The sequence below is a fragment of the Cellulomonas palmilytica genome, from assembly GCF_021590045.1.
GTDB classification, from domain to species: domain Bacteria; phylum Actinomycetota; class Actinomycetes; order Actinomycetales; family Cellulomonadaceae; genus Cellulomonas; species Cellulomonas palmilytica.
On sequence record NZ_CP062221.1, the window covers coordinates 1,266,892 to 1,288,240 of the forward strand.

The 21,349-nt window shown below is 75.3% G+C and carries 16 protein-coding genes; 10 read left to right on the forward strand and 6 right to left on the reverse strand.

Annotated features, from left to right (window positions below):
* The first annotated feature begins 12 nt into the window (after positions 1-12).
* Both F1D97_RS05980 and F1D97_RS05985 read left to right on the forward strand, forming a co-directional pair.
* Complete coding sequence (locus tag F1D97_RS05980; protein ID WP_236122963.1) at positions 13-753, forward strand: type 1 glutamine amidotransferase; 741 nt, start codon at positions 13-15, stop codon at positions 751-753.
* Positions 754-762: 9 nt separating this feature from the next.
* Positions 763-1,056 (forward strand): hypothetical protein, encoded by a 294-nt coding sequence (locus F1D97_RS05985; RefSeq protein ID WP_236122964.1) that lies wholly within the window; start codon positions 763-765, stop codon positions 1,054-1,056.
* Between the two features lie 248 nt (positions 1,057-1,304).
* Here F1D97_RS05985 and F1D97_RS05990 read toward each other — a convergent pair whose 3' ends face one another.
* A complete protein-coding gene (locus tag F1D97_RS05990; protein WP_236122965.1) occupies positions 1,305-2,945 on the reverse strand; it encodes a DNA repair helicase XPB in 1,641 nt (546 codons plus the stop codon).
* Entirely contained in the window at positions 2,942-5,239 is a 2,298-nt protein-coding gene (locus F1D97_RS05995) for a helicase-associated domain-containing protein (RefSeq protein ID WP_236122966.1), read from the reverse strand. Before F1D97_RS05995 ends, F1D97_RS05990 begins: the two co-directional genes overlap by 4 nt.
* 151 nt (positions 5,240-5,390) lie before the next feature.
* Between F1D97_RS05995 and F1D97_RS06000 the strand changes: the two genes are divergently transcribed.
* Entirely contained in the window at positions 5,391-6,557 is a 1,167-nt protein-coding gene (locus F1D97_RS06000) for a M20 metallopeptidase family protein (RefSeq protein ID WP_236123503.1), read from the forward strand.
* A 20-nt stretch (positions 6,558-6,577) separates the two neighbouring features.
* Here the strand turns inward: F1D97_RS06000 and F1D97_RS06005 are convergent, their stop codons facing one another.
* Positions 6,578-7,147 (reverse strand): arsenate reductase/protein-tyrosine-phosphatase family protein, encoded by a 570-nt coding sequence (locus F1D97_RS06005; RefSeq protein ID WP_236122967.1) that lies wholly within the window; start codon positions 7,145-7,147, stop codon positions 6,578-6,580.
* Positions 7,148-7,354: 207 nt separating this feature from the next.
* Between F1D97_RS06005 and F1D97_RS17415 the strand changes: the two genes are divergently transcribed.
* The gene (locus F1D97_RS17415; RefSeq protein WP_263008799.1) at positions 7,355-9,097 is read left to right on the forward strand and encodes a DUF4012 domain-containing protein; all 1,743 of its coding nucleotides are present in this window, start codon (positions 7,355-7,357) and stop codon (positions 9,095-9,097) included.
* 71 nt (positions 9,098-9,168) lie between these two features.
* Complete coding sequence (locus F1D97_RS06020) at positions 9,169-9,693, forward strand: peptidase (RefSeq protein WP_236122968.1); 525 nt, start codon at positions 9,169-9,171, stop codon at positions 9,691-9,693.
* Positions 9,694-9,764: 71 nt separating this feature from the next.
* Here the strand turns inward: F1D97_RS06020 and F1D97_RS06025 are convergent, their stop codons facing one another.
* Together F1D97_RS06025 and F1D97_RS06030 are read right to left on the reverse strand one after the other, a co-directional pair.
* Positions 9,765-11,261, reverse strand: coding sequence for a sugar transferase (locus F1D97_RS06025; protein WP_236122969.1), 1,497 nt, complete (start codon positions 11,259-11,261; stop codon positions 9,765-9,767).
* A gap of 116 nt (positions 11,262-11,377) precedes the next feature.
* Positions 11,378-11,911 (reverse strand): CAP domain-containing protein, encoded by a 534-nt coding sequence (locus tag F1D97_RS06030; protein WP_236122970.1) that lies wholly within the window; start codon positions 11,909-11,911, stop codon positions 11,378-11,380.
* 111 nt (positions 11,912-12,022) lie between these two features.
* On the opposite strand from F1D97_RS06030, the gene F1D97_RS06035 reads away from it, so the two are divergent.
* From F1D97_RS06035 to F1D97_RS06045, 3 genes are read left to right on the forward strand one after another with little or no spacing between them, the layout of a single operon-like run.
* Entirely contained in the window at positions 12,023-12,406 is a 384-nt protein-coding gene (locus F1D97_RS06035) for a cold-shock protein (RefSeq protein WP_236122971.1), read from the forward strand.
* 2 nt (positions 12,407-12,408) lie between these two features.
* A complete protein-coding gene (locus tag F1D97_RS06040; protein WP_236122972.1) occupies positions 12,409-13,383 on the forward strand; it encodes a DUF3027 domain-containing protein in 975 nt (324 codons plus the stop codon).
* Positions 13,380-16,493 carry a sacsin N-terminal ATP-binding-like domain-containing protein gene (locus tag F1D97_RS06045; protein WP_236122973.1) on the forward strand — a complete coding sequence of 1,038 codons (3,114 nt, stop codon included), beginning with the start codon at positions 13,380-13,382 and terminating at the stop codon, positions 16,491-16,493. The genes F1D97_RS06040 and F1D97_RS06045 overlap by 4 nt, the downstream gene beginning before the upstream one ends.
* Before the next feature lie 56 nt (positions 16,494-16,549).
* On the opposite strand, the gene F1D97_RS06050 is transcribed toward F1D97_RS06045, so the two are convergent.
* On the reverse strand, positions 16,550-17,980 hold the full coding sequence (locus tag F1D97_RS06050; RefSeq protein ID WP_236122974.1) for a polysaccharide biosynthesis tyrosine autokinase: 1,431 nt from the start codon (positions 17,978-17,980) through the stop codon (positions 16,550-16,552).
* Between the two features lie 299 nt (positions 17,981-18,279).
* Between F1D97_RS06050 and F1D97_RS06055 the strand changes: the two genes are divergently transcribed.
* Both F1D97_RS06055 and F1D97_RS06060 read left to right on the forward strand, forming a co-directional pair.
* Positions 18,280-19,791: a sugar transferase gene (locus F1D97_RS06055; protein ID WP_236122975.1), complete on the forward strand. Its 1,512-nt coding sequence runs from the start codon at positions 18,280-18,282 to the stop codon at positions 19,789-19,791.
* A 150-nt stretch (positions 19,792-19,941) separates the two neighbouring features.
* Positions 19,942-21,336 (forward strand): O-antigen ligase family protein, encoded by a 1,395-nt coding sequence (locus F1D97_RS06060; RefSeq protein WP_236122976.1) that lies wholly within the window; start codon positions 19,942-19,944, stop codon positions 21,334-21,336.
* The last annotated feature ends 13 nt before the right edge of the window (positions 21,337-21,349 follow it).

The following is a 21,349-nucleotide window of genomic DNA, read 5'->3' on the forward strand; positions in this document are numbered from 1 at the left end:
CCGTCGGCGGACGTGACCGTTCGACTGACCGTGGTGCAGAGCTCGCCCGAGGCCCCGCTCGACCGCCTCGCAGGCTGGTGGAGCGACGTCGAGCTGACCGTCGTGCGCGCCGACCAGGGGGATCCACTCCCGACGATCGACCGCGTCGGCGACGGGCTCGTCGTCCTCGGCGGCCTGATGAACGCCTACGACGACGCCGGCACCCCGTGGCTGCCCGGGCTGCGCGCGCTGCTCGCCGACGCCGTCTCCTCCCACGTCCCGACGCTCGGCATCTGCCTGGGTGCGCAGCTCCTCGCCGCCGCGACCGGCGGGCGCGTGCAGGTCGCCGCGCCGCCCGGACCCGAGGCGGGTGTGGTGGACATCTGGTGGCGCCCCGAGGCCGGCGCGGACGCGCTGTTCGGGCCGCTCGTCGCGGGCCTGCCCGGCCCCGCCGAGCGCAAGGTCAGCGCGCAGCCCACCCTGCACTCCGACGCGGTGGTCGACCTGCCGCCGGGTGCCGTGTGGCTCGCGTCGTCCAACCAGTACCCGTACCAGGCGTTCCGGGTCGGCTCCGCGTGGGGCGTGCAGTTCCACCCCGAGGTGTCCGGGCCGACGCTGCGCGGCTGGGCCGAGGGCCACGAGTCCGCCGACGCGGACGCGATCCTGGCCGACTACACGGCCCGCGAGGACGAGCTCGTCGCGACCGGCGCGCTGCTGGCCGCCTCGTTCCTCGACGTGGTCCGCGAGGCGGCCGACGCACCCGTCTCCGCCTGAGCCGCACGCGTGCCGTCGTACCGCGTGCGCGCGTTCGTCGGCACGTTGCGGCCCGGCACGTCCGCGCCCGAGCTGCTGCCGGAGGCGGTCGACCTCGCGCGGACCCTCGTGACCGTCGAGGCGTGGGACGTCGAGGTCGTGAAGCGCCGTGCGCGCGTCACGATCCGCTACCAGGCCGACGACGACGCGTCCGCCCGCCAGGCCGGCTGGGCGGTGCTGCACCACCTCGACGAGCGCGCCGAGATCGAGGGCCGCACCCTCACGCGCCGCTTCGGCTCCCGCTGGTACCCCGTCCGCGCCTGACCCGCCCGCGCTCGTCGTCGACCCCGACGACCCTCCCCGACGACCCTCCCCGACGACCCTCCCCGACGACCCTCCCCGACGACCCCGCGGTTGCTCCGGCTTCGTCGTCCCAGACCCGGAGCAACGACGGTCTCGTGCGAAAGGCCGGCCGCGACCCCGCGGTTGCTCCGGCTCCGACGTCGGATACCCGGAGGAATGACGGGGTCGCGGGCGAGGGGTCAGGGGGACGACGAGGGGGACGACGACGGTCAGGCGACGCCCAGGTCCTCGGCGTCCTTGATCGTGTACGCGTAGCCCTGCTCGGCCAGGAACCGCTGGCGGTGGGCGGCGAACTCCTGGTCCACGGTGTCGCGCGCGACGACCGTGTAGAAGTGCGCCGTCCGCCCGCTCGCCTTGGGCCGCATGATGCGGCCGAGCCGCTGCGCCTCCTCCTGCCGGGACCCGAACGACCCCGACACCTGGATCGCGACGGACGCCTCGGGCAGGTCGATCGAGAAGTTCGCGACCTTGGAGACGACGAGCTTGGTGATCTCCCCGGCGCGGAACGCGTCGAACAGGCGCTGCCGCTCGCGCACGGTGGTCTCCCCGGTGATGAGGTCCGCGCCGATGTGCTCGGCGAGCTCGTGCAGCTGGTCCAGGTACTGGCCGATGACGAGCGTCGGCTCGCCCTCGTGCTGCGCGACGAGCCGCTCGACCACGCGGTTCTTGCCGGACGCGGTCGCGGCGAGCCGGTACTTCTCCTCGGGCTCGGCCGTCGCGTACGCCATGCGGTCGGCGTCGGGCAGCGTCAGGCGCACCTCGATGCACTCCGCGGGCGCGATGTACCCCTGCGCCTCGATGTCCTTCCACGGCGCGTCGAACCGCTTGGGTCCGATGAGCGAGAACACCTCGTCCTCACGCCCGTCCTCGCGCACCAGCGTCGCGGTCAGGCCGAGCCGGCGACGGGCCTGCAGGTCCGCGGTCATCCGGAAGATCGGCGCGGGCAGCAGGTGCACCTCGTCGTACAGGACCAGGCCCCAGTCGCGCGCGTCGAGCAGCTCGAGGTGCGAGTAGACGCCCTTCCGCTTGGTGGTGAGCACCTGGTAGGTCGCGATGGTGACGGGCCGGATCTCCTTGCGGGCACCCGAGTACTCGCCGATCTCGTCCTCGGTCAGCGACGTGCGGCGCACGAGCTCGTCGCGCCACTGCCGCGCGGAGACGGTGTTGGTGACGAGGATGAGCGTCGTCGTCGAGGACTTCGCCATCGCCCCTGCGCCGACGATCGTCTTGCCGGCGCCGCAGGGCAGCACGACGACGCCCGACCCGCCGTGCCAGAACCCCTCGACGGCCTGCTGCTGGTAGGGCCGCATGGCCCAGCCGTCCTCCTCGAGCGCGATCGGGTGCGCCTCGCCGTCGACGTACCCCGCGAGGTCCTCGGCGGGCCAGCCGAGCTTGAGCAGCACCTGCTTGAGGTGGCCGCGCTCGGACGGGTGCACGACGACGTCGGTCGCGTCCAGCCGCGCGCCCAGCAGACCGGCGGTGCGCTTGGACTTCATGACCTCGGCCAGCACGGCCGGGTCGAGCGCGTGCAGCACCAGCCCGTGCACGGGGTCCTGCACGAGCTGCAGCCGCCCGTACCGCGCCATCGTCTCCGCGACGTCGACGAGCAGCGCGTGCGGCACCGGGTAGCGCGAGTACTCCAGCAGCACGTCGACGACCTGCTCGGCGTCGTGCCCCGCGGCGCGCGCGTTCCACAGGCCGAGCGGCGTGAGCCGGTAGGTGTGCACGTGCTCCGGGGCGCGCTCGAGCTCCGCGAACGGCGCGATCGCGCGACGGCAGGCATCGGCCTGGTCGTGGTCGATCTCGAGCAGCAGCGTCTTGTCGCTCTGGACGATGAGCGGTCCGCTCACGTGACCTCCTGGTCGTGGTCCTGGTCGTACCCGCTGTCGTCGGTCGCGCGCTGCACGACGCCGATCCGGTGGACGGCGACGGTCAGCTCGGACTCGCGCACGGGGTCGGCGGCACGCAGCCGCCCTCCCTCGACGCGCAGCGGTCGCAGCAGTCGGCGTTCGGGCCGCCCCTGGGGTCCGACGAGCTCGACCCACACGTTCTCGCGTGCGGCGGCGGCCTCACGCAGGAGTGCCAACGCGGCGGCGGGGTCGTCTGTTCCGGGGCCCGGTGCGGGGCTGCGCGCCGGGGCGGGGGTCGCGGCGGCCGGGTCGGTCGCGTCGGGCGTGGGGTGCTGGTCCGACGAGCGCAGCCGGCGCACCAGCGCGGCGGTGTCGGTGGTGCGCGTGACCACGGGCGCCGCGGTGCGCCGGGACCCGCGGCGGCGCGCGCGGCGGACCGTGCGCTCCAGGTGCAGCACCTGCCCGTCGGGGGCCTCGGCGACGGGCGAGAGCCCGTGCGCGCGCAGCGTCTCGACGAGCTCGTGCGTGGACGCCTGCGCCGCGAGCACGGTCGGCGCGAGCTGCACGAGGCCGAGGTCCGCGAGCCGTGGGTCGTCCGCGAGACCCGCCAGGAGCGCGGGGTCGTCGGCCCGCAGGTACGACGAGGCCGCGCCCGCCCGCAGGCGCCCGTGCCGCCGGGCCGCGTCCCGCACCAGGTAGTCCAGGGCCTGGGGGATCCCGCCGCGCGCGAATGCCGTCAATCGCTCGACGAGCTCGTCGGCCGTCAGACCGTCGTCCAGCGCGCGTCGCACCGACTCGGGCGTGAACCGCACGGTGACCGCGCCGCCGCGGGACTCGACGACGGCGGCACGCTCGAGCAGCGCCTCGAGCTCCGCGGCGGGCCGTCCGGGCACGATCCCGGTGAGGTCGCCCTGCAGCAGCAGGTCGCCGACCTCGGGCGCCAGCCCCGCCGCGAACACCGCCGCGGCCTGCACCCCGGCGCCGTCGCCGCCCGCGTCGAGCAGGGCGCGCGCGGCGTCGCTCAGCGCACCGGCACCCGACGCGCCCAGGCGCGACGCCTCCGTGAGCACCGCCTCGACCGCGCTGCGCGGCGGGACGGTCCGCGGCGTCGCCCAGCCCAGCGCGTCGACCACGGCGTCCGCCCCGGGCGCGCGGCCCGGCTCGCGGGCGAGCACGCCCAGCACCGCGCGGCGCAGCCGCGGCGCCCACGGCCGCGCGAGCTCCGGGTCCAGCGCGGCGATCAGCGACCCGCGCTCGTCGCGCGAGCCCACGAGCCACGGCGTGCGGGTCGTCGCGAGCCACGCGGACGCGAGCGCGACCCAGCGCTGCGGCAGGTCGAGCGTGGACCACGCGTCGGCGTCGGTCGTCGGGGCGAACACCGCCGGCTCGTCGTCGTCCACCGCGAGCAGCCCCGCCGCGAACGCGAGCTCGACGACGAACGCCGCCTCGCGCTCGTCCACCTCCAGGGTCGCGGCCGTGCGCCGCAGCTCGCGCACCGCCAGCCCGCCCGCGCGCAGCACGCCCGGCGGGTCCTGCTCCCACGCCCGCAGCAGCCGCGCGACCAGCCGGACGCACCGCTCACCGGCGCTCGCCGACTCCGCGGCCACGGTCGCGGGGGAGCGGTGCGGGACCTGCGTGAGGTCGGGCGGCACGGCCACGCCGCGGTGCGTGCGCCCGCCGCGCAGCGCGAGCGCGACCGACGCGGGCAGCAGCACGTGCCGCCCCGCGCCGCGCACGAGCAGGCGCCGCGCGACGAGCATCGCGACCGCGTCCCCGGCGGGTGAGCCCGGACCGGGCGCGAGGCCCACAGGCGGCCCCCACGTGAGGGCGTCGAGCACCGCGCGCGCGGGGGCGGCGAGCGGGTCGTCGTCGGACGGCAGCGCAGTCGGGTCGGCCGGGCCCGCGACCTCCAGCGCGAGACCGGCGGGGTGCGCGCCCAGCAGCTCCGCGACGCCCGGCGCGAGCACGAGCGCACCCTCGTCGTCCGGGTGCAGCAGCGCGAGCGCGAGCCCCTCGTCGGTGGCCCGCGCGACCTCGTCGTCCGGACCGCCCGCGACCGCCTCCTGGATCGCGGCGTGCGTCGCACCGCCCAGCGCGACGACGGCCTCGAGCACCTGCACGACGACCGCGTCGACCCCCGCCAGCGCGCGCTCCAGGCTCGCGCGGCCCGTGGCCCGCACCGCGAGCGACGTGAGGTTCCCCGGGAACGGGGAGGCGAGGTCCGGGCGCCGCGCGAGCAGCACCGCGAGCGCCTCGTCGGACGACGAGCGCAGGTGCGCGGTGAACGTGGGCATCCGCACCACGATACGTGCGCCACCTGCGCGCACGCAGCGCCGCCCGGCCGACCACTCCCTGCGGCGGGCGGTAGCGTCGGGCCCGACGAGCACGCGAGCAGCGGAGGATGACGTGGGAGAGCCGACCGGCCTGTACGACGACGCGCAGGCGATGCTGCCCGAGCTGGCGAAGCTGCGGCACGCACTGCACCGCGTCCCCGAGCTGGGGCTGCACCTGCCGCGCACGCAGGCCCTCGTGCTCGAGGCGCTCGAGGGCCTCGGGCTGGAGGTCACGACGGGCGAGTCGCTGACCTCGGTCGTCGCGGTCCTGCGCGGTGCACGCCCCGGCCCGGCGGTGCTGCTGCGCGGCGACATGGACGCGCTGCCCGTCACCGAGGACACCGGCGAGCCGTTCACCTCCCAGCACGAGGGCCTCATGCACGCGTGCGGTCACGACATGCACGTCGCGGGGCTCGTCGGCGCCGCGCGTCTGCTCGCCGCCCGCCGGGACGAGATCGCGGGCTCCGTCGTCCTCATGTTCCAGCCCGGCGAGGAGGGCGACGGCGGCGCGGAGTACATGATCCGCGAGGGCGTGCTCGACGCCGCGGGCGAGCGCGTGGTCGCCGCGTACGGCGCGCACGTCTCGGGCGGGCTGCTGCCCTACGGAGTCGTCGCGGGCCGTGCGGGCACCGCGATGGCCGCGCCCGACGACGTCACGGTGACGGTGCACGGCATCGGCGGGCACGGCTCCGCACCGCACCGCGCGGCCGACCCGGTGCCCGTCGCCGCCGAGATCGTGCTCGCGCTGCAGGCGATGGTCACGCGCCGGTTCAACGTGTTCGACCCGGTCGTCGTGACGGTCGGCGCGATCCACTCCGGCACGGTCAACAACGTCATCCCGTCGTCGGCGACGCTCGAGATCACCGTCCGCACGTTCTCGCAGGACACGTGGACCGCGGCGCCCGAGCGGCTGCGCGAGGTGTGCGAGCACGTCGCCGCCGCGCACGGCATGACCGCGACCGTCGACTACCGGCGCGGCTACCCGGTCACCGTCAACGACGCGCACGAGCTCGAGCGCACCGCGCGCCTCGCGCGCTCGCTGTTCGGCGACGACGCGTGGCTCGAGATGCCCGACCCGCTCGCGGGCGGCGAGGACTTCTCCTACGTCCTGCACGAGGTCCCCGGCGCGTTCGTGTTCGTCAGCGCGATCCTGCCTGGCGAGGACCCGCGCACCGCGCCCTACAACCACTCGCCGCAGGCGCGCTTCGAGGACGCCGCGCTCGCCCGCAGCGCCGCGCTGCTCGCCGGCCTCGCCCTGGACCGCCTCGCGGAGGGCTGAGACGACCCGCGGTTCGGGGGTCAGTCGCGCAGGGCCGCGGCGAGGGCCTCGGTCGCGGGGGCGAGCTGGCTGAACGACTCGCGGTACAGGGCGTCGGAGCCGCCGTACGGGTCGACGACGTCGTCCTCGCCCCGGTCGGCGAGGTGCCGCACGGCGGTCGCCAGGCGCGGCAGCGCACGGACGCGCTCCCCGGGGGTGTCGCCCGCGGCGCGCAGCTCGGCGGGGTCGACGTGGTCGAGCAGGCGCGCGAGCTCGAGCAGCGTGAACGTGCGGCGCACGAGCGCGGGCACGGTCTCGACGATCGCGGCCCGGTGCCGGCGCGTGAGGGCGAGGACGAGGTCCGCGTCGCGCGCGATGCCCGGGCTGAGGCGACGCGCCACGAACCCGTCCGCGCTCGCCCCGGCGGCCTCCACCAGCGGGACCATGGGCGGGCTCACGGGTGCGCCGACGACCGCGCGCGTGCCGGCGGACGCCACGACGACGTCCGTCCCCGCGAGCCGGGCCGCGAGCAGCCGCTCCACCGCGGGGGAGCGGCAGATGTTGCCCGTGCAGACGGCGAGGACGAGGGCGGGGTCCGGGGCGGTCGTCACCCGGCCATGATGCCGGAGGCCCGCGCGCCGCGGCGCCCGATCAGCGGCGGGCGGCCACGTGTGCGCCGCGCCTGTCCGAAGCGTCCCGGTTAGCATCGCCACGGGTCGGCGGGGCAGTCGGTCCGCGACGGCAAGTGTGGGGGCGCGGTGCAGCCGAGGCAGGACGGGCCGGGTGGCCGGCGAGGGGGGCGTCGCCGCCGCCGTCGGGTGCTCGCGGTCGCGGGTCTCGTGCTGCTGGCGGTCGTCGTCGTCGGGGCCGTCCTGGCGGTCGACGCATTGCGGGCGCGCGGCGCGCTCGAGGCGACGGCGACGGACCTGGCCCGGCTCCGTGAGCAGGTCGCGGACCCGGCGGGGCAGGACGCCGAGGCGACGCTGGCCTCCGCGCAGCGGCATGCACGCACCGCGCGTGACCACACGGACGGGCCGCTGTGGGCGCTCGCGGGCCGGGTGCCGGGGGTCGGGGCGAACACGCGCGCGGTCCAGGAGGTCGCGCGGTCCGTTGACGAGCTCACGCACCGGGCGCTGCCGTCGCTGGTCGAGGTGACCAGCGTCGTCGACCCGTCGGTGCTCGCGCCGGTCGACGGCCGGGTGGACGTCGCGCCGCTCGCGGCGGTCGCGGACCGGGTCGCGCGGGCGGACGAGGCGGTCAGGGCCGCCCACCGACGGGTCGCGGCGGTCGGCACGGACGGCCTCGTCGGGCCCGTCGCGGACGCGGCGCGGCGGCTGCGCGACGAGCTCGCGAGCGTCGCGGTGGACACGGGCACGGCCTCGCGCGCGGCGGCGCTCCTGCCGTCGATGCTCGGGTCGGACGGCCCGCGGGACTACCTGGTGCTCGTGCAGAACGAGGCGGAGCCGCGCGCGACGGGCGGCATCCCGGGTGCGGTGCTGCGGCTGCGGGCCGACGACGGGCGCGTGCAGGTGCTCGAGCAGCGCCGCGGCGGCGACCTCGCCGGGTTCGCCGAGCCCGTGGTCGCGCTGACGCCCGTCGAGCAGGACCTGTTCGGGCCGCGGCTCGCGACGGACATGCGCGACGTGACGTTCACGCCGGACTTCGTCCGCTCCGCACAGATCGCGCGCGAGGTGTGGTCGCGTGACACGGGCGTCGACGTGGACGGTGTGCTGTCGGTCGACCCGGAGACCCTCGCGCTGGTCCTGCGCGTCACCGGGCCGGTGACCCTCGACGACGGGACCACGCTCACGGGGGACGACGCGGTGCGCGTCCTGCTCAACGACGTGTACGTGCGCATGACCGACCCGCGGGACCAGGACGCGTTCTTCGCGGAGACCGCCGCGGCCGTGTTCGCGCGGGTCGTCGCGGGCTCGTCGGACCCGGCGGGTGTGATGGACGCGCTCGCGGAGGCGGCGCGGCGCGGCCGCCTCATGGTGTGGTCCGCGCACGACGACGAGCAGGCGCTGCTGCGCGGCACGGTGCTGTCCGGCGAGCTCGCGGGCCGTGTCGGGGACCGGCCGGTCGTCGGGCTGTTCCTCAACGACGGGACGCAGGGCAAGGTCGGGTACTACCTCGACGCGGACGTGTCGGTGGACGACGTGCGGTGCCTCGACGACGGCGCGCAGCGGTTCGTCATCCGGGCCGGCTACACGTTCGCGCCACCCGATGGGATCACGGAGCTGCCCTGGTACGTGGTCGGGGACGGCAGCGTCGTCGAGCCGGGGCTGCTGCGGACCAACCTGCTGCTGTACCTGCCGACGGGTGCGCGGATGGAGCATCTGGAGGTCGACGGTCGGCCCGCGCAGGTGCACGCCCAGGTGCACGACGGGCTCTCGGTCGGTGCGCTGACCTGGACGTTCGAGCCCGGCGCGCGCCGCACGATCGAGGTGCAGGTGGTGACCGGGCCGGACGCCCCCGGGCCGGTGCTGGTGCGCGGGACGCCGCTCGCCTCGGGCTTCGACCGGGTCTCTGCGGTTTCGTCCTGCCGGGATCGGGGTTAGTGTCCTGATTGCGACCGCCGTCGCCTGAGGCGACGGATCGCGTGCCAGTCATTCATCAGGGGGGAGATGTCATGAGAGTGCGTCGCGCGGTCGCCTCGGCCGCCATCGTGGGGGCGCTCGTCCTGTCCCCGTCCGCCGCGTTCGGGTACGGCGCGGAGGACTACACGGACACGGGCACGGCGTCGACCACGACGCCCGCCGTCGGGCAGAGCTTCACCATCACCGTGGTCGGGCCACCTGGTGCCCGAGTCACGCTCACCATCACGTCCAGCGCGAACATCCCGGACTCCGCGATCCAGATCGCCGGGACCAAGTCGCTCACGCGGACCGCGGACGCGTCCGGGACGGCCGTCTTCACGGTGACGCTGAGCCAGGCGGGTACGTTCACGGCCGTCGTGACCGACGCGGAGTCGGGCGAGGTGCTCAGCACCCAGACGTTCCAGGTCGCCGGCAGCGTCGCGGAGGCGCCCGGCGGCGAGCTGTCCTCCACGGGCAGCGACGTGCTGCCGCTCGCGCTCGGTGCGGGCGCGGTGCTCGTCCTCGGCGCGGGCGCGGTGGTGTACGCCACCAAGCGGCGCGAGCGGACGCAGGTCTGACGTCACGACCACGGGCGGGGAGGCCGCAGGGCCACCCCGCCCCTTCGTCGTGCCTCAGTACGCGTCGTGCCTCAGTACGCCCCCTCGCGCGCGAGGACGGCGCGTGCGGTGCGCGCCAGGATCAGCACGTCGCCGGCGAGCGTCCAGTTCTCGACGTACGCGACGTCGAGCCGCATCGCGGTGCGGGGGTCGAGGCTCGAGCGTCCCGACACCTGCCACAGCCCCGTCATGCCCGGCCGCACCAGGAGACGCCGGTGGGCGACGCGGTCGTACGTGGCGACCTCCGCCTCGATCTGCGGGCGCGGTCCGACGAGGCTCATGTCGCCGCGCAGGACGTTGACCAGCTGCGGGAGCTCGTCGAGCGACAGCCGACGCAGCACGCGACCGACGCGCGTCACCCGCGGGTCGTCCTTGAGCTTGTAGAACGCGCCGACGCCGTCGACGCCGTTCGCCGCGAGCACCGCGGCGAGCTCGTCGTGCGCGCCGACGCGCATCGTGCGGAACTTCAGCATGCGGAACCGCTCGCCGTCCTTGCCGATGCGCTCCTGCGCGTACAGCACGGGCCCGGGGCTGGTGAGCTTCACGAGCGCCGCGATGGTCAGCATGAGGGGGGCGAGCAGGACGAGCAGCGCGAGCGCGGTGCACCAGTCGAACAGCGACTTCGCGGCGTAGCGCGACCCGCTGAACCGCGGCTCGTCGACGTACATGAGCGGGAGCCCGTTGACGGGGCGCATGAGGACGCGCGGACCGGCGACGTCGGTCAGGGCGAGCGTCAGCGCGAGGTCGATCCCGGTGCCCTCGAGGTCCCAGCCGAGGCGTCGCACGGCGTCGGCCGTCATGGCGTCCGCGCCCGCGACGGCCACCGCGGCGACGCGCTCGTGCCGCGCGATCGCCGCGGCCTGCTCGTGCGTGCCGAGCACGCGCACGCCCCCGACGACGTCGGGTGCGCTCGCGGGCGCGTCGGACAGGCACACGCCGGTCACGCGGTAACCCGCACGCGGGTTGCGGTGGAACTCGTCGACGAGCGTGGTGACCTTGTGCTGCGGGCCGACGACGAGCACGGGGCTCACGTCGAGGCCCGCGTCGCGCCGCCGGTGCAGCGAGCGCCGCCAGGCCAGGCGGGACGCCAGGAGCAGGACGAGACCGAGCGGCGCGGCGATCCCGAGGAACCCCCGACCGAGGTCCATGCGCGCGAGGAACCCGACGATCGCGACGCCCGCGAACAGGTGCCACGTCACGACGCACACGCGGGACAGCTCCTCGGTCCCGGAGCCGAGCAGCCGCCGGTCGCGCGTCCGGCCGACGGTCAGGAGCGTGAACCACGCCGCGCACAGCGCGACCGACACCGCCAGGTAGGAGGGCGAGTACTCGCCGGACACCGCCATCGAGGACCGCAGGGGGAACTCCAGGCCGTACGCGACGGCCACGGCCGTCGTGATCGCGAGGGCGTCGGTGACCGCGATGCGTCGTGCGTACGGGACGCTCCACGACGTGAGCGCGCCCGGCGGGCTCACGGCCGGGACCGTGGGGCGGCGGCGCCCGACGAACGGGTGTGTCGTCGACGTCATGGGCCATCCCCCCGTGTGGCTGCCACTCGTCTCGGTGACGCCGAACGTAACAGGGGGCAACTGACATGGCGACCGCTCGGGGTCACCACGTCGCCCGAGGGTGGCGTCGCCGCAGGTCAGGGGCCGACGAGGACGAGCGAGCACACGAGCTCGTCGCCGTCGTGCACGCAGCCCGCGCGTGCGTGCGTGAGCGTGGGGTCCTCGAGGTTGGCCCGGTGCCCGGGCGAGCGTTGCCACGCCTCGACGACCTCCGCGGCGGGTGCGGCGCCGCGGCTGAGGTTCTCCGCCGCGGTCGTCAGCGGCACGCACGCGGCGAGCACGTCCTCCAGCGGCGCGTGCGTGAGGTGGTCGCCGACGAGCGCGCGGGCCCGGTCGCGCGCGAGGTCGCCGACGCACGGCGCGTCCCGCCACGCGGGGAGGCCTGCGGCCGTGTGCGCGGCGTCGGCCGCCACGAGCAGCTCGGCGGCGTACACGTCGGGGTCGACGCCCGAGTACGAGGAGACGCCCGGGCGGTCGTCGTGCCCGCGCGCGAGCAGGAGCGCCGCCCCGGCGAGCAGCGCCGCGACCAGGACGGCCACGGCGAGCACGGCCGTCCCCCGGCTGGTCCTGTCGCCCGCCCCCTGGCTGCGGGTGCCCCGCTCGCGGCTCATCCCCGCGATCGTCGCACGCGCGTCGGTGCCGCACGACAGGTCGGCACGAAAGGACGTGCGCGGGCCGGTAGCCTTGGGCGCGACTGGTTCTTCTCACGACAGGGGTCTGCCGTGCCTACCGGCAAGGTCAAGTGGTTCGACACCGAGCGAGGGTTCGGCTTCATCGCGTCCGACGACGGCGGCGAGGTCTTCCTGCACGCGTCGGCGCTGCCCGCGGGCGTGACCGCGCCCAAGCCGGGCGCCAAGGTGGACTTCGGCGTGGCCGACGGCAAGCGCGGCCCGCAGGCGCTCTCGGTCAAGCTCCTCGACCCGGTCCCGTCGGTGGCCAAGGCGCAGCGCCGCAAGCCCGACGAGATGGTGGTCGTCGTCGAGGACCTCATCAAGGTCCTCGACCGGGTCGGTGGTGACCTGCGCCGCGGGCGCTACCCCGACCCGTCGCGCGGCAAGGCGTACGCGCAGGCGCTGCGCGCCGTCGCCGACGAGCTCGAGGGCTGAGCGTGGCGACCGCCACGAGGACCCGCGACGCCGTGCTGGGCTCGGCGGTCGACCTCGCGCGCGAGGTCGCGGTCGAGATCGCGTCCGACCCGTCGGACGTGGGTGAGCACCTGGGCGTGGTCGTCGAGGGCGAGCGCCTCGTCTCGCACCGCTTCGCGTGCCTCGCACGCGGGTACCGCGGGTGGGAGTGGACGGTCACGGTCGCGCGCGTGCCGCGCGGTCGCACCGCGACGGTCTGCGAGGCCGAGCTGCTGCCCGGCCCCGACGCGATCCTCGGCCAGCCGTGGGTGCCGTGGGCGGACCGCCTGCGCCCCGGCGACATCGGCCCCGGTGACGTGCTGCCGTTCCGCGCGGACGACCCGCGCCTCGAGCCCGGCTGGACGCCCACGGGCGACCCGGAGCTCGACGAGGTCGCGATCGACGAGCTCGCGCTCGCCCGGGTGCGCGTGCTCGCGCCGCAGGGTCGCGACGAGGCCGCCGAGCGCTGGTACCGCGGCGCGCGCGGTCCGACGAGCGCGGGCTCGCTCGCGTCGTCGGGTGCCTGCTGGTCGTGCGGGTTCCTCGTGCCGCTGCAGGGTGCGCTGGGCACGGTGTTCGGCGTGTGCGCGAACGCGTGGTCGCCCGACGACGGCAAGGTCGTCTCGCTGGACCACGGGTGCGGCGCGCACTCGGAGACGGACGTCGAGCCCGGCCCGAGCGACTGGCCGGCGCCGGACCCGCTGATCGACGAGATGCGTCTCGAGCTGGTCCCTGCGCGCGCCGAGGAGCCCGAGGCTGTCGAGCAGTCGGCCGACGAGGCGCTGACCGACAAGCCGGTGGCCGACGAGGCGTCGGCCGACGAGCCGCCGGCCGACGAGCCGCAGACCGACGAGCCGCAGGTCGTCGCCGAGGGGGCCGACGCGACCGGGTCGGCGTCCCACGAGCAGGTCCAGCAGGACCAGCCGGGCACGGACGACCAGCCCGAACTGGAGCAGTGACGCCCGACGCGTTCGGCACCGCCGCGCTGCGTGCGGCGGTCCTGAGCGCGTGGCGCGCGTCGCAGTCGCGCCTGCGTGAGGACGCGAACCTCGAGGAGGACCACGCGCGCGGCTACTACCGCGACCGCGTGGTCGTCGAGCTCGCGCAGAACGCGGCCGACGCGGCGGTGCGCGCGGGCGTGCCCGGGCGGCTGCTGCTGCGGCTGACCCGCACGGACGAGGGGACGTCGCTCGTCGCGGCGAACACGGGTGCGCCGCTCGACGAGGCGGGGGTCGCGTCGCTCGCGTCGATGCGTGCGTCGACCAAGCGCGCCGACGGTCCGGCGGACGTCCGCGTGGTCGGGCGGTTCGGGGTGGGGTTCGCGGCGGTGCGTGCGGTGTCCGACGAGATCTCGGTGCTCTCGACGTCGGGGGCGGTGCGGTTCTCGCTGCGGGACACCGCCACGGAGCTGGAGGAGCTTGCGGCCCAGGTCCCGGCGCTGGCGACCGAGCTCGTGCGACGCGACGGCTCGCTGCCGGCGCTGCGGCTGCCGTTCGCCGCGCAGGGGCGCCCGCCGGAGGGGTTCGACACGGCGGTCGTGCTGCTGCTGCGCGACGAGGTCGCGGCCGACGAGGTGCGCGCGCTGCTGCACGCGGTGGACGACGCGCTGCTGCTCGCGCTGCCCGGGCTGACGGAGGTGGTCGTCGAGGACGAGACGTCCGACGGCGGGCCGCGGCGGCTCGCGGACGTGGACGCGCGCTGGTTCGTCGCCTCCGCGGAGGGGGACCTGCCGCGGGACCTGCTCGCGGACCGCCCGGTCGAGGAGCGCGACGCGACGGGCTGGCGCGTGACGTGGGCGCTGCCGCGCACCGACGCGGCGCGGACGGCGCGCGTGGACCCGTTCGCGGAGGCTGCCGCGGCGGGCCCGCGCGTGGTGCACGCCCCGACCCCGACGGACGAGCCGCTCGACGTGCCCGCGCTGCTCGTCGCGACCCTCCCGCTCGACCCGACGCGCCGCCACGTCGCCACCGGGCCGTTGACGGACGCGGTGCTGCGGCACGCGGCCGACGCGTACGCGGACCTCGCGCTCGCGCTCGTCGCGGACGGCGAGGACCCGCTCGCCCTGGTCCCGACGGCCCTGCCCGCGGGGCCGCTGGACGCGGCGCTGCGCCCGCTGCTCGTCGAGGCCCTGGCCGGTGCGGCGATCCTGACGCCCGCGGCCGACGGCGAGCCCGTCGCGCCGCGGCGCGCGGTCGCGGTGGCCGGCGGCGGTCCGCGCGAGGCGCTCGCGGCGCTGGGGGAGCGGGTCGGCGCGCTCGTCGTCGTGCCCGCGGGACGGGACGTGCAGGCGCGTGCGCTCGGCGTGGAGGTGCGCGCGCTCGCGGACCTCGTCGAGGACCTGCCGGGCGCGCCGGACGACGACTGGCCCGCGCTGTACGAGGCGCTGAGCGCGCTCGCGGCGGGCGACCCGGCCGGGCCGGAGTCGCTCGCCAACGTGCCCGTGCCCCTCGCCGACGGCCGCGTGGTGCGCGGTGCGCGGGGCGCGGTGCTGCTCGACGAGGCGCTCGCGCAGGCGGTCGCGCCCGTGCTCGACACGCTCGGACGCTGGGGGGTGCGTGTGGTCGACCCGGCCGCGGCGCACCCCCTGCTCGAACGGCTCGGCGCGCAGCGGCCCGACGCGCTCGGTCTGCTGCGGCTGCCGGCCGTGCGCGAGGCCGTGCTCGCGTGGGACGAGGACGACGAGCCCGACGAGCCGGACCTCACGACGACCGTGCTGACGCTCGTCGCCGCGCACCTGCCCCCGCGCGACCCGGGGCGCTGGTCGGCGACCACGGGCGCCGCCGACGCGCTGCCCGGTGACGTGCGCGAGTGGCTCGCGCTGCTGCCGGTCGGCGCCGCGACGGGCGATCTCGTGCCGGCCGACGGGCTCGTCGTGCCGGGGTCGCCCGCGCACCACGTGCTCGACGGGCGTGTGCTGACGGCCGTCGCGCGCGACGAGCTCGAGCGGTGGGGTGCCGCGACGCTCGTCGCGGCGGGCGTGCGCGAGGTGCTCGTGACGGTCACCGTGCCGGACGTCGTGACCGACGAGGAGCCCGCGCCCGACGCGCGGGGCGCGCTCACCGCGCAGGCGCTCGACGCGTGGCCGGAGTACCTCGAGCACCTGGCCGACGTGCTCGGGCCCGGTGCGTACGCGGGGGACCTGACGGCCGTCGCGGACCTGGACGCGGTTGCGACGCAGGCGTGGCCGCAGGTGCTGGAGCTGCTGTCCCACGAGCCGGCGCTCCGGCGCGCGCTGCTCGAGCCGGTGCGCGGTGACCGTGGGTCGGTCGCGCCGTCCTACACCGCGTGGTGGCTGCGCGAGCGTGCGCCCCTGCGGGTCGACGGCCCGTTCGTCGTCGGGGAGCCCGGTCCGCTCGCGGCGCTCCTGCCGCCGGCGCCCGCGGCCGTCGCGCACCTGGACGCGGAGGTGCAGCGCGCGCTGGGTGGGGTCGCCGCGCCGCAAGACCTGTCCGGGGCGGCGTGGTCCGACGTGCTCGACGCGTGGTCCGCGGGCGAGCGTGTGCCGGTGCGCGCCGCGGCGCTCGTGTGGCGCCACGCGCAGCCCGACGAGCCGCCCGAGCGGGTGCCCGCGCTCGTCGGCGACGGGCGCGTGCTCGTCGTCCCGGCGCACGACGCCGCGATCGCGCCCAGCCCCATGTGGTGGCAGCGCACCGACGTCGCGGCCCTCGTGCCCGCGCGCGACGACGCCGAGGCGCTGCGCCTGGCGCGCGCCCTGGACCTGCCGCGCGTCTCCGAGCTGACGCCCGGTGTCGTGACGCGCGACGACGGCCTGGCCGCACCCGTCCCGCAACCGGTGCGTGACCTGCTGCCCGACGCGCCCACGCGGTGGTGCGAGCACGAGGACCTGCGCGTCGACCACGTGGGCGTGGACTGGTGGGTCGACACCGTGGACGACGAGGTGCGTGTGCACGCGACGACGCTCGCGGGCCTGGCGGCGGCGCTCGCGCAGGCGACCGGCCGCTGGCACCTGCGGTACGCGGTCGAGGCGGTGCTCGCCGACGAGGAACGCGGCGGCGACGTGCTCATGGAGGTCGCGCTCGACGAGCACCCCACGCCCGCAGACGACTGACGCCGCCACCCAGAGGGGCGACGGCGTCAGCTGTGTGGCGTCAGGTGCGGGAGGCGTCAGGCCGAGTGCTTCGCCGGCCGGGCGTCGGAGGTGTCCTCGACCGCGGCGAGCGCCGGCAGGTTCGCGACCTTCGGCGTCTCGTGCGGGCGGTAGTGGTAGTACGTGTACGCGTCACCCACGGCCCGCTTCTGGCCGTTGACGACGACACCCAGCACGCGCGCACCGACCGTCTCGAGGGCACCCATCGACTCGCGCAGCTGGTCGCGGTGGATCTTCTGCGCACCCGCGATGACGAGCGCACCCCCCGACAGCTTCGCGAGGATCGCCGCGTCCGTGACGGGCAGCAGCGGCGGCGCGTCGATGATCACGTGGTCGTACTCGGCGGTCAGCCGGTCCAGCAGGCGGCCCATCGCGGCCGAGCCGAGCATCTCCGACGGGTTCGGCGGGATGACACCCGACGTGAGGACGTCCAGGCCGCCCTCGCCCCACGGCTGCACGACGTCCGCGAGCTCGGCCTGGCCGATGAGCACGGTCGTCAGACCCGCGGAACCCTCGAGACCCATGTACCGCGCGACCGACGGGCGGCGCAGGTCCGCGTCGACGAGCGCGACGCGGCCACCCGCGTCGGCGAGCGTGATCGCCAGGTTGATCGCCGTGGTCGACTTGCCCTCACCGGGCACCGACGACGTCAGGACGATCGAGCGCGGACGGTCCGCCAGGTCCAGGAACTGCAGGTTCGTGCGCAGGCGGCGCAGCGCCTCCGCACGCTCCGACTGCGGCGAGCTGTGCACGATCAGCGGGTGCGCGTCCGCGTCGTCGTCGAAGCCGATCGTCGCGATCACCGCGGCGTCGGTGACCTGCGCGACGTCCTGCGCGGTGCGGATGCGCGTGTCGAGCACGGCCCGCAGCACGGCGACGCCGATGCCGAGCGCGAGCCCGACCAGCAGGCCCAGCGCCACGTTCAGCTTCGTGTTCGGCGACGACGGGGCCGACGGCGCCGACGCGGGGCGGACCGTCGAGACCTTGACCGTCGACGCACCACCCTCCGACGGCGTCTCCAGCTCGTCGATCACCGCGGCGAACTCCGTCGCGACGGTGTCCGCGATCGCGGCCGCGACCGCGGGGTCCTCGTCCGTGACCTGGATGTTGATGAGCGAGGTGTTCAGCGGCGAGTTCGCCGAGACGCGCGCCGCGAGGTCCGACGACGAGAGGTCGAGCCCGAGCTCGTCGATCGCAGGGCCCAGCACGAGCGGGCTCTTCACGAGCTGCGTGTACGAGGTCACCTGCTGGCGCGAGTAGTTGCTGCCCTGGAGGAGGTCGCTGCTCGTGGCCCCGCCCTGCACGGACACGTACAGCTGCGTCGAGGCGGTGTACTGCGGCGTCGTCGCGAGGGACAGGCCGAGTGCCGCGCCTGCAGCGACGAGCGTGATGAGCAGGATCGAGAGCCACCGCTTGCGCAGGATGCCGAGGTAGTCGTGCAGCTCCACTGGTGGGATCTCCCAAGATGTCGTGAAAGGTCGGCTCCGATTGTCGCACTCGTCGAGCGGCGCGACCGGCCGAGGTCCGTCTTGGCTATCGACTGAACGGGTGGCAGCCTTGAGCGAATCGGACATCCCTCATACGGCGTATGACTCATATCACCCTCGCGGGTGGTCTTGGACAACTGTGCAGGTCGGACATGGACGTGGCGCGGATCACGTCCGCTGTTTCCGTTTCCTCCTCAACCTGGGCGACACAAATGCCGATGCCTCGGTCAATCCACCAATGTCGATTCCCAGGGGGACGCATGTCGATCGACACCAACCGGGCGGTGCCCGCCGGAGAGCGGCTCTCCACCGTGCCCACGCAGCGCGGCGCCGCACCCGAACCGCCGCCGTCGCTCACGCTCGGCCGCCGCCTGCACCGCGCGCTCGTCATCGGCGACGTCATCTGCGTCGCCCTCGCCATCACCACCGCCTGGGCCCTGCGCATCGGGTTCGAGGGCGACCAGGTCGTCTCCGGCGACCTCTCCGTGCACTACCTGACCGTCTCGCTGCTCCTCGCCGTCGCGTGGCCCGCAGCGCTCACCGCCACCCGCTCCCGCGACCGCCGCGTCATGGGCCAGGGCGGTGCCGAGTACCAGCGCGTCTGGGGCGCCACCTGGCGCCTGTTCGCCGTCGTCGCCGTCGTCGCGTTCCTGCTCCACGCCGACGTCGCCCGCGCCTACCTCGCGATCGCCGCCCCCCTCGGCCTCGGCCTGCTCATCGCCTGGCGCGCCCTCGCCCGCCGCCGCCTGCACCAGGCCCGCGCCCAGGGTCGCGGCCTGCACGACGTCGTCGTCGTCGGCCCGCGCGAGAAGGTCGCACGCTTCCCGCAGATGCTCGGCGACGGCACCGCGAGCGGCTACCGCGTCGTCGCCGCCTGCGTCCCGCACGGCGCCATCGAGCCCGACGAGCACGTCGCCGGCGTCCCCGTGCTCGGCGGCCTCGACGACGTCCGGCTCGTCGCCGAGACCGCCGGCGCCCGCATGGTCCTCGTCCTCGGCTCCGACGCCGTCTCCTCCCAGACCGTCCGCCAGCTCGGCTGGGACCTCGAGGGCACCGGCATCGACCTCGCCCTCAGCCTCGCGCTCGTCGACGTCGCCGGCCCCCGCATGACCGTCCAGCCCGTCTCCGGCCTGCCCTGGGCGTTCGTCGACGAGCCGCGCTTCACCGGCTGGCGCTACGTCCTCAAGAACCTGTTCGACCTCCTCGGCGCCGGCATCATCACCCTCCTGCTGTCGCCCGTGCTCCTCGCCGTCGCCGCGATCATCAAGATCACCAGCCCCGGCCCCGTGCTCTACCGCCAGGAGCGCATCGGCAAGGACGGCCAGCCGTTCCCGATGCTCAAGTTCCGCTCCATGGTCGTCGACGCCGACAAGCGCCTCGCCGAGGTGCTCGCCGCCGAAGGCCGCGAGGTCGGGATGTTCTACAAGCCCGTCAACGACCCGCGCGTCACGCCCATCGGCCGGTTCATCCGCCGCTACTCCATCGACGAGCTCCCGCAGCTGTTCAACGTCCTCCGTGGCGAGATGAGCCTCGTCGGCCCGCGCCCGCAGATCCAGGCCGAGGTCGACCTGTACGACCGCGCCGCGTTCCGCCGCCTGCTCGTCAAGCCCGGCCTCACCGGCCTGTGGCAGGTCTCGGGCCGCTCCGACCTGAGCCCCGAGGAGTCCATCCGTCTCGACGTCCGCTACGTCGAGAACTGGTCCGGCTTCGGCGACATGATGATCCTTGCGCGCACCGCCAAGGCCGTCGTGGCCGGCGAGGGCGCGAGGTGATGGTGCTCCGCGGCGCATCACGAGCAGCCACGGAGCACCTGACATCGAAGAGGACGATCCTGCCGCGACACGACGCCCGCGTCGCGCGGCTTCTCGAGGGGGCGTAACGAGCATGCCCGATCCGTTGCACCAGGGTCCCCGGGTGGTCCCGTGCTGATCCTCCTCGCAGCGGCCGCGTGCGTCGTCGCCGCGATCGTGCTTCCGATCTGGGGGGTGCGTCGCGCGATCTGCGCCGCACTGCTGACGTCGCTCACGATCGCACCGGCCCGCCTGCTCGGTGGAGGTAGCCCGGACGAGCAGTACCTCGTCGGCATCTCATATCCGGCACCCGCAGTCGCGACGTTCACGATCCTCCTGCCGCTCGCGACGATCGTCGCGCTGGCGCGACCGGAGGCTCGGCGACAGGCCGCGCTGGTCGTGCCCTTCCTGCTCTACGTGGCGGCGGGCACCGCCGGGTTCTGGCAGGGCTCCGGGCCTCTCGTGTCCGGTGCGGCGCAGGTGGGTCTGATTGCTCTGGCGTGGATCGCCGGGACCGGGCTCGCACCAGTCATGCGGAGCGAGTTCGGCGTGAAGCTCATCCTCGTTCTCGTCACGATCCTCGCGGGGTCCGTGCTCCTGCAGGTTGTGCAGGGCGTGGGCGCCGAGGACTACGGCTCCCGTGCCAGCGGGCTGTTCGGGCATCCGGCAACCGTCGGGAAGCTCGCACTTCCGCTGACGGCAATGCTGTTGCCGCAGACGGAAGCGAGCTCGGGACGAGCTCGCCGCCTCGCCTACGCGGGCATAGTCATGTGCGTCGCCATGACGATGCCGACACAGAGCCGCGCGAACATCTCGGGGATCCTGCTGCTCGTCCTCGGCTGGGTCGTCATCAACAGGACCAAGGACGGCCGCGGCCGGCGGTACGGGATCGCGCTCGTCGCTGCCATCGCCGCCGCGCCGTACATCCCCGTCGTCATCACACGGTTCGTCCGAGACCCGGAGGGAGGCGAGCGCCCGGAGCTGCTCGCAGCCGGCCTCCGAGAGTTCGCAGCCGCGAGGTGGACCGGCCTCGGCCCGAACAACTTCGTGCCGACAGCACAGGCCCGCGAGATCATCGTGGCGGTCACCGGCTACCCGGTGCACAACGCATTCGTCCTCGCGCTCGCGGAGCTCGGGCTCATCGGGTGCTTCCTGGCGCTGGTCCCGCTCGGCTATGCACTCATCAAGGCCATCGGCGGGATGCGGCTGCGCGCAGGGCATGTCGCTGAGGCAAGGGCGCTCGTCCTCCTGGTCGCTGCCGTGGCTCTCGTGAGCTGGTCAGGCTGGGGCACGCTGCGCTATCCGGTCGGTCAGCTCATTGCATTCGCGTGCGCCGTGCTGGCGACCGGCGTCCCGAGCCTTCGTGAGCAGCGCGACCGGATCACGGCCTCGAGGACATCGGTTCCACACGAGCAGGACGCATTGCGGGGCGGGCCGTCCGGTGCGCACCGGACGGTGCCCCGGGACGAATCACGCGGAGAGGCTGCGGAGCCGCACCACACAGCCAGAGGAGCGCTGAGCGCCTGATGCGCATTCTGCA

Bases quoted from the DNA above. Each gene is read 5' to 3' on its own strand.
- F1D97_RS05995 (WP_236122966.1), bottom strand. From the start codon at position 5,239: ATGCCCACGTTCACCGCGCACCTGCGCTCGTCGTCCGACGAGGCGCTC.
- F1D97_RS06000 (WP_236123503.1), top strand. From the start codon at position 5,391: ATGCTGCCCGAGCTGGCGAAGCTGCGGCACGCACTGCACCGCGTCCCC.
- F1D97_RS06020 (WP_236122968.1), top strand. From the start codon at position 9,169: ATGAGAGTGCGTCGCGCGGTCGCCTCGGCCGCCATCGTGGGGGCGCTC.
- F1D97_RS06025 (WP_236122969.1), bottom strand. From the start codon at position 11,261: ATGACGTCGACGACACACCCGTTCGTCGGGCGCCGCCGCCCCACGGTC.
- F1D97_RS06030 (WP_236122970.1), bottom strand. From the start codon at position 11,911: ATGAGCCGCGAGCGGGGCACCCGCAGCCAGGGGGCGGGCGACAGGACC.
- F1D97_RS06055 (WP_236122975.1), top strand. From the start codon at position 18,280: ATGTCGATCGACACCAACCGGGCGGTGCCCGCCGGAGAGCGGCTCTCC.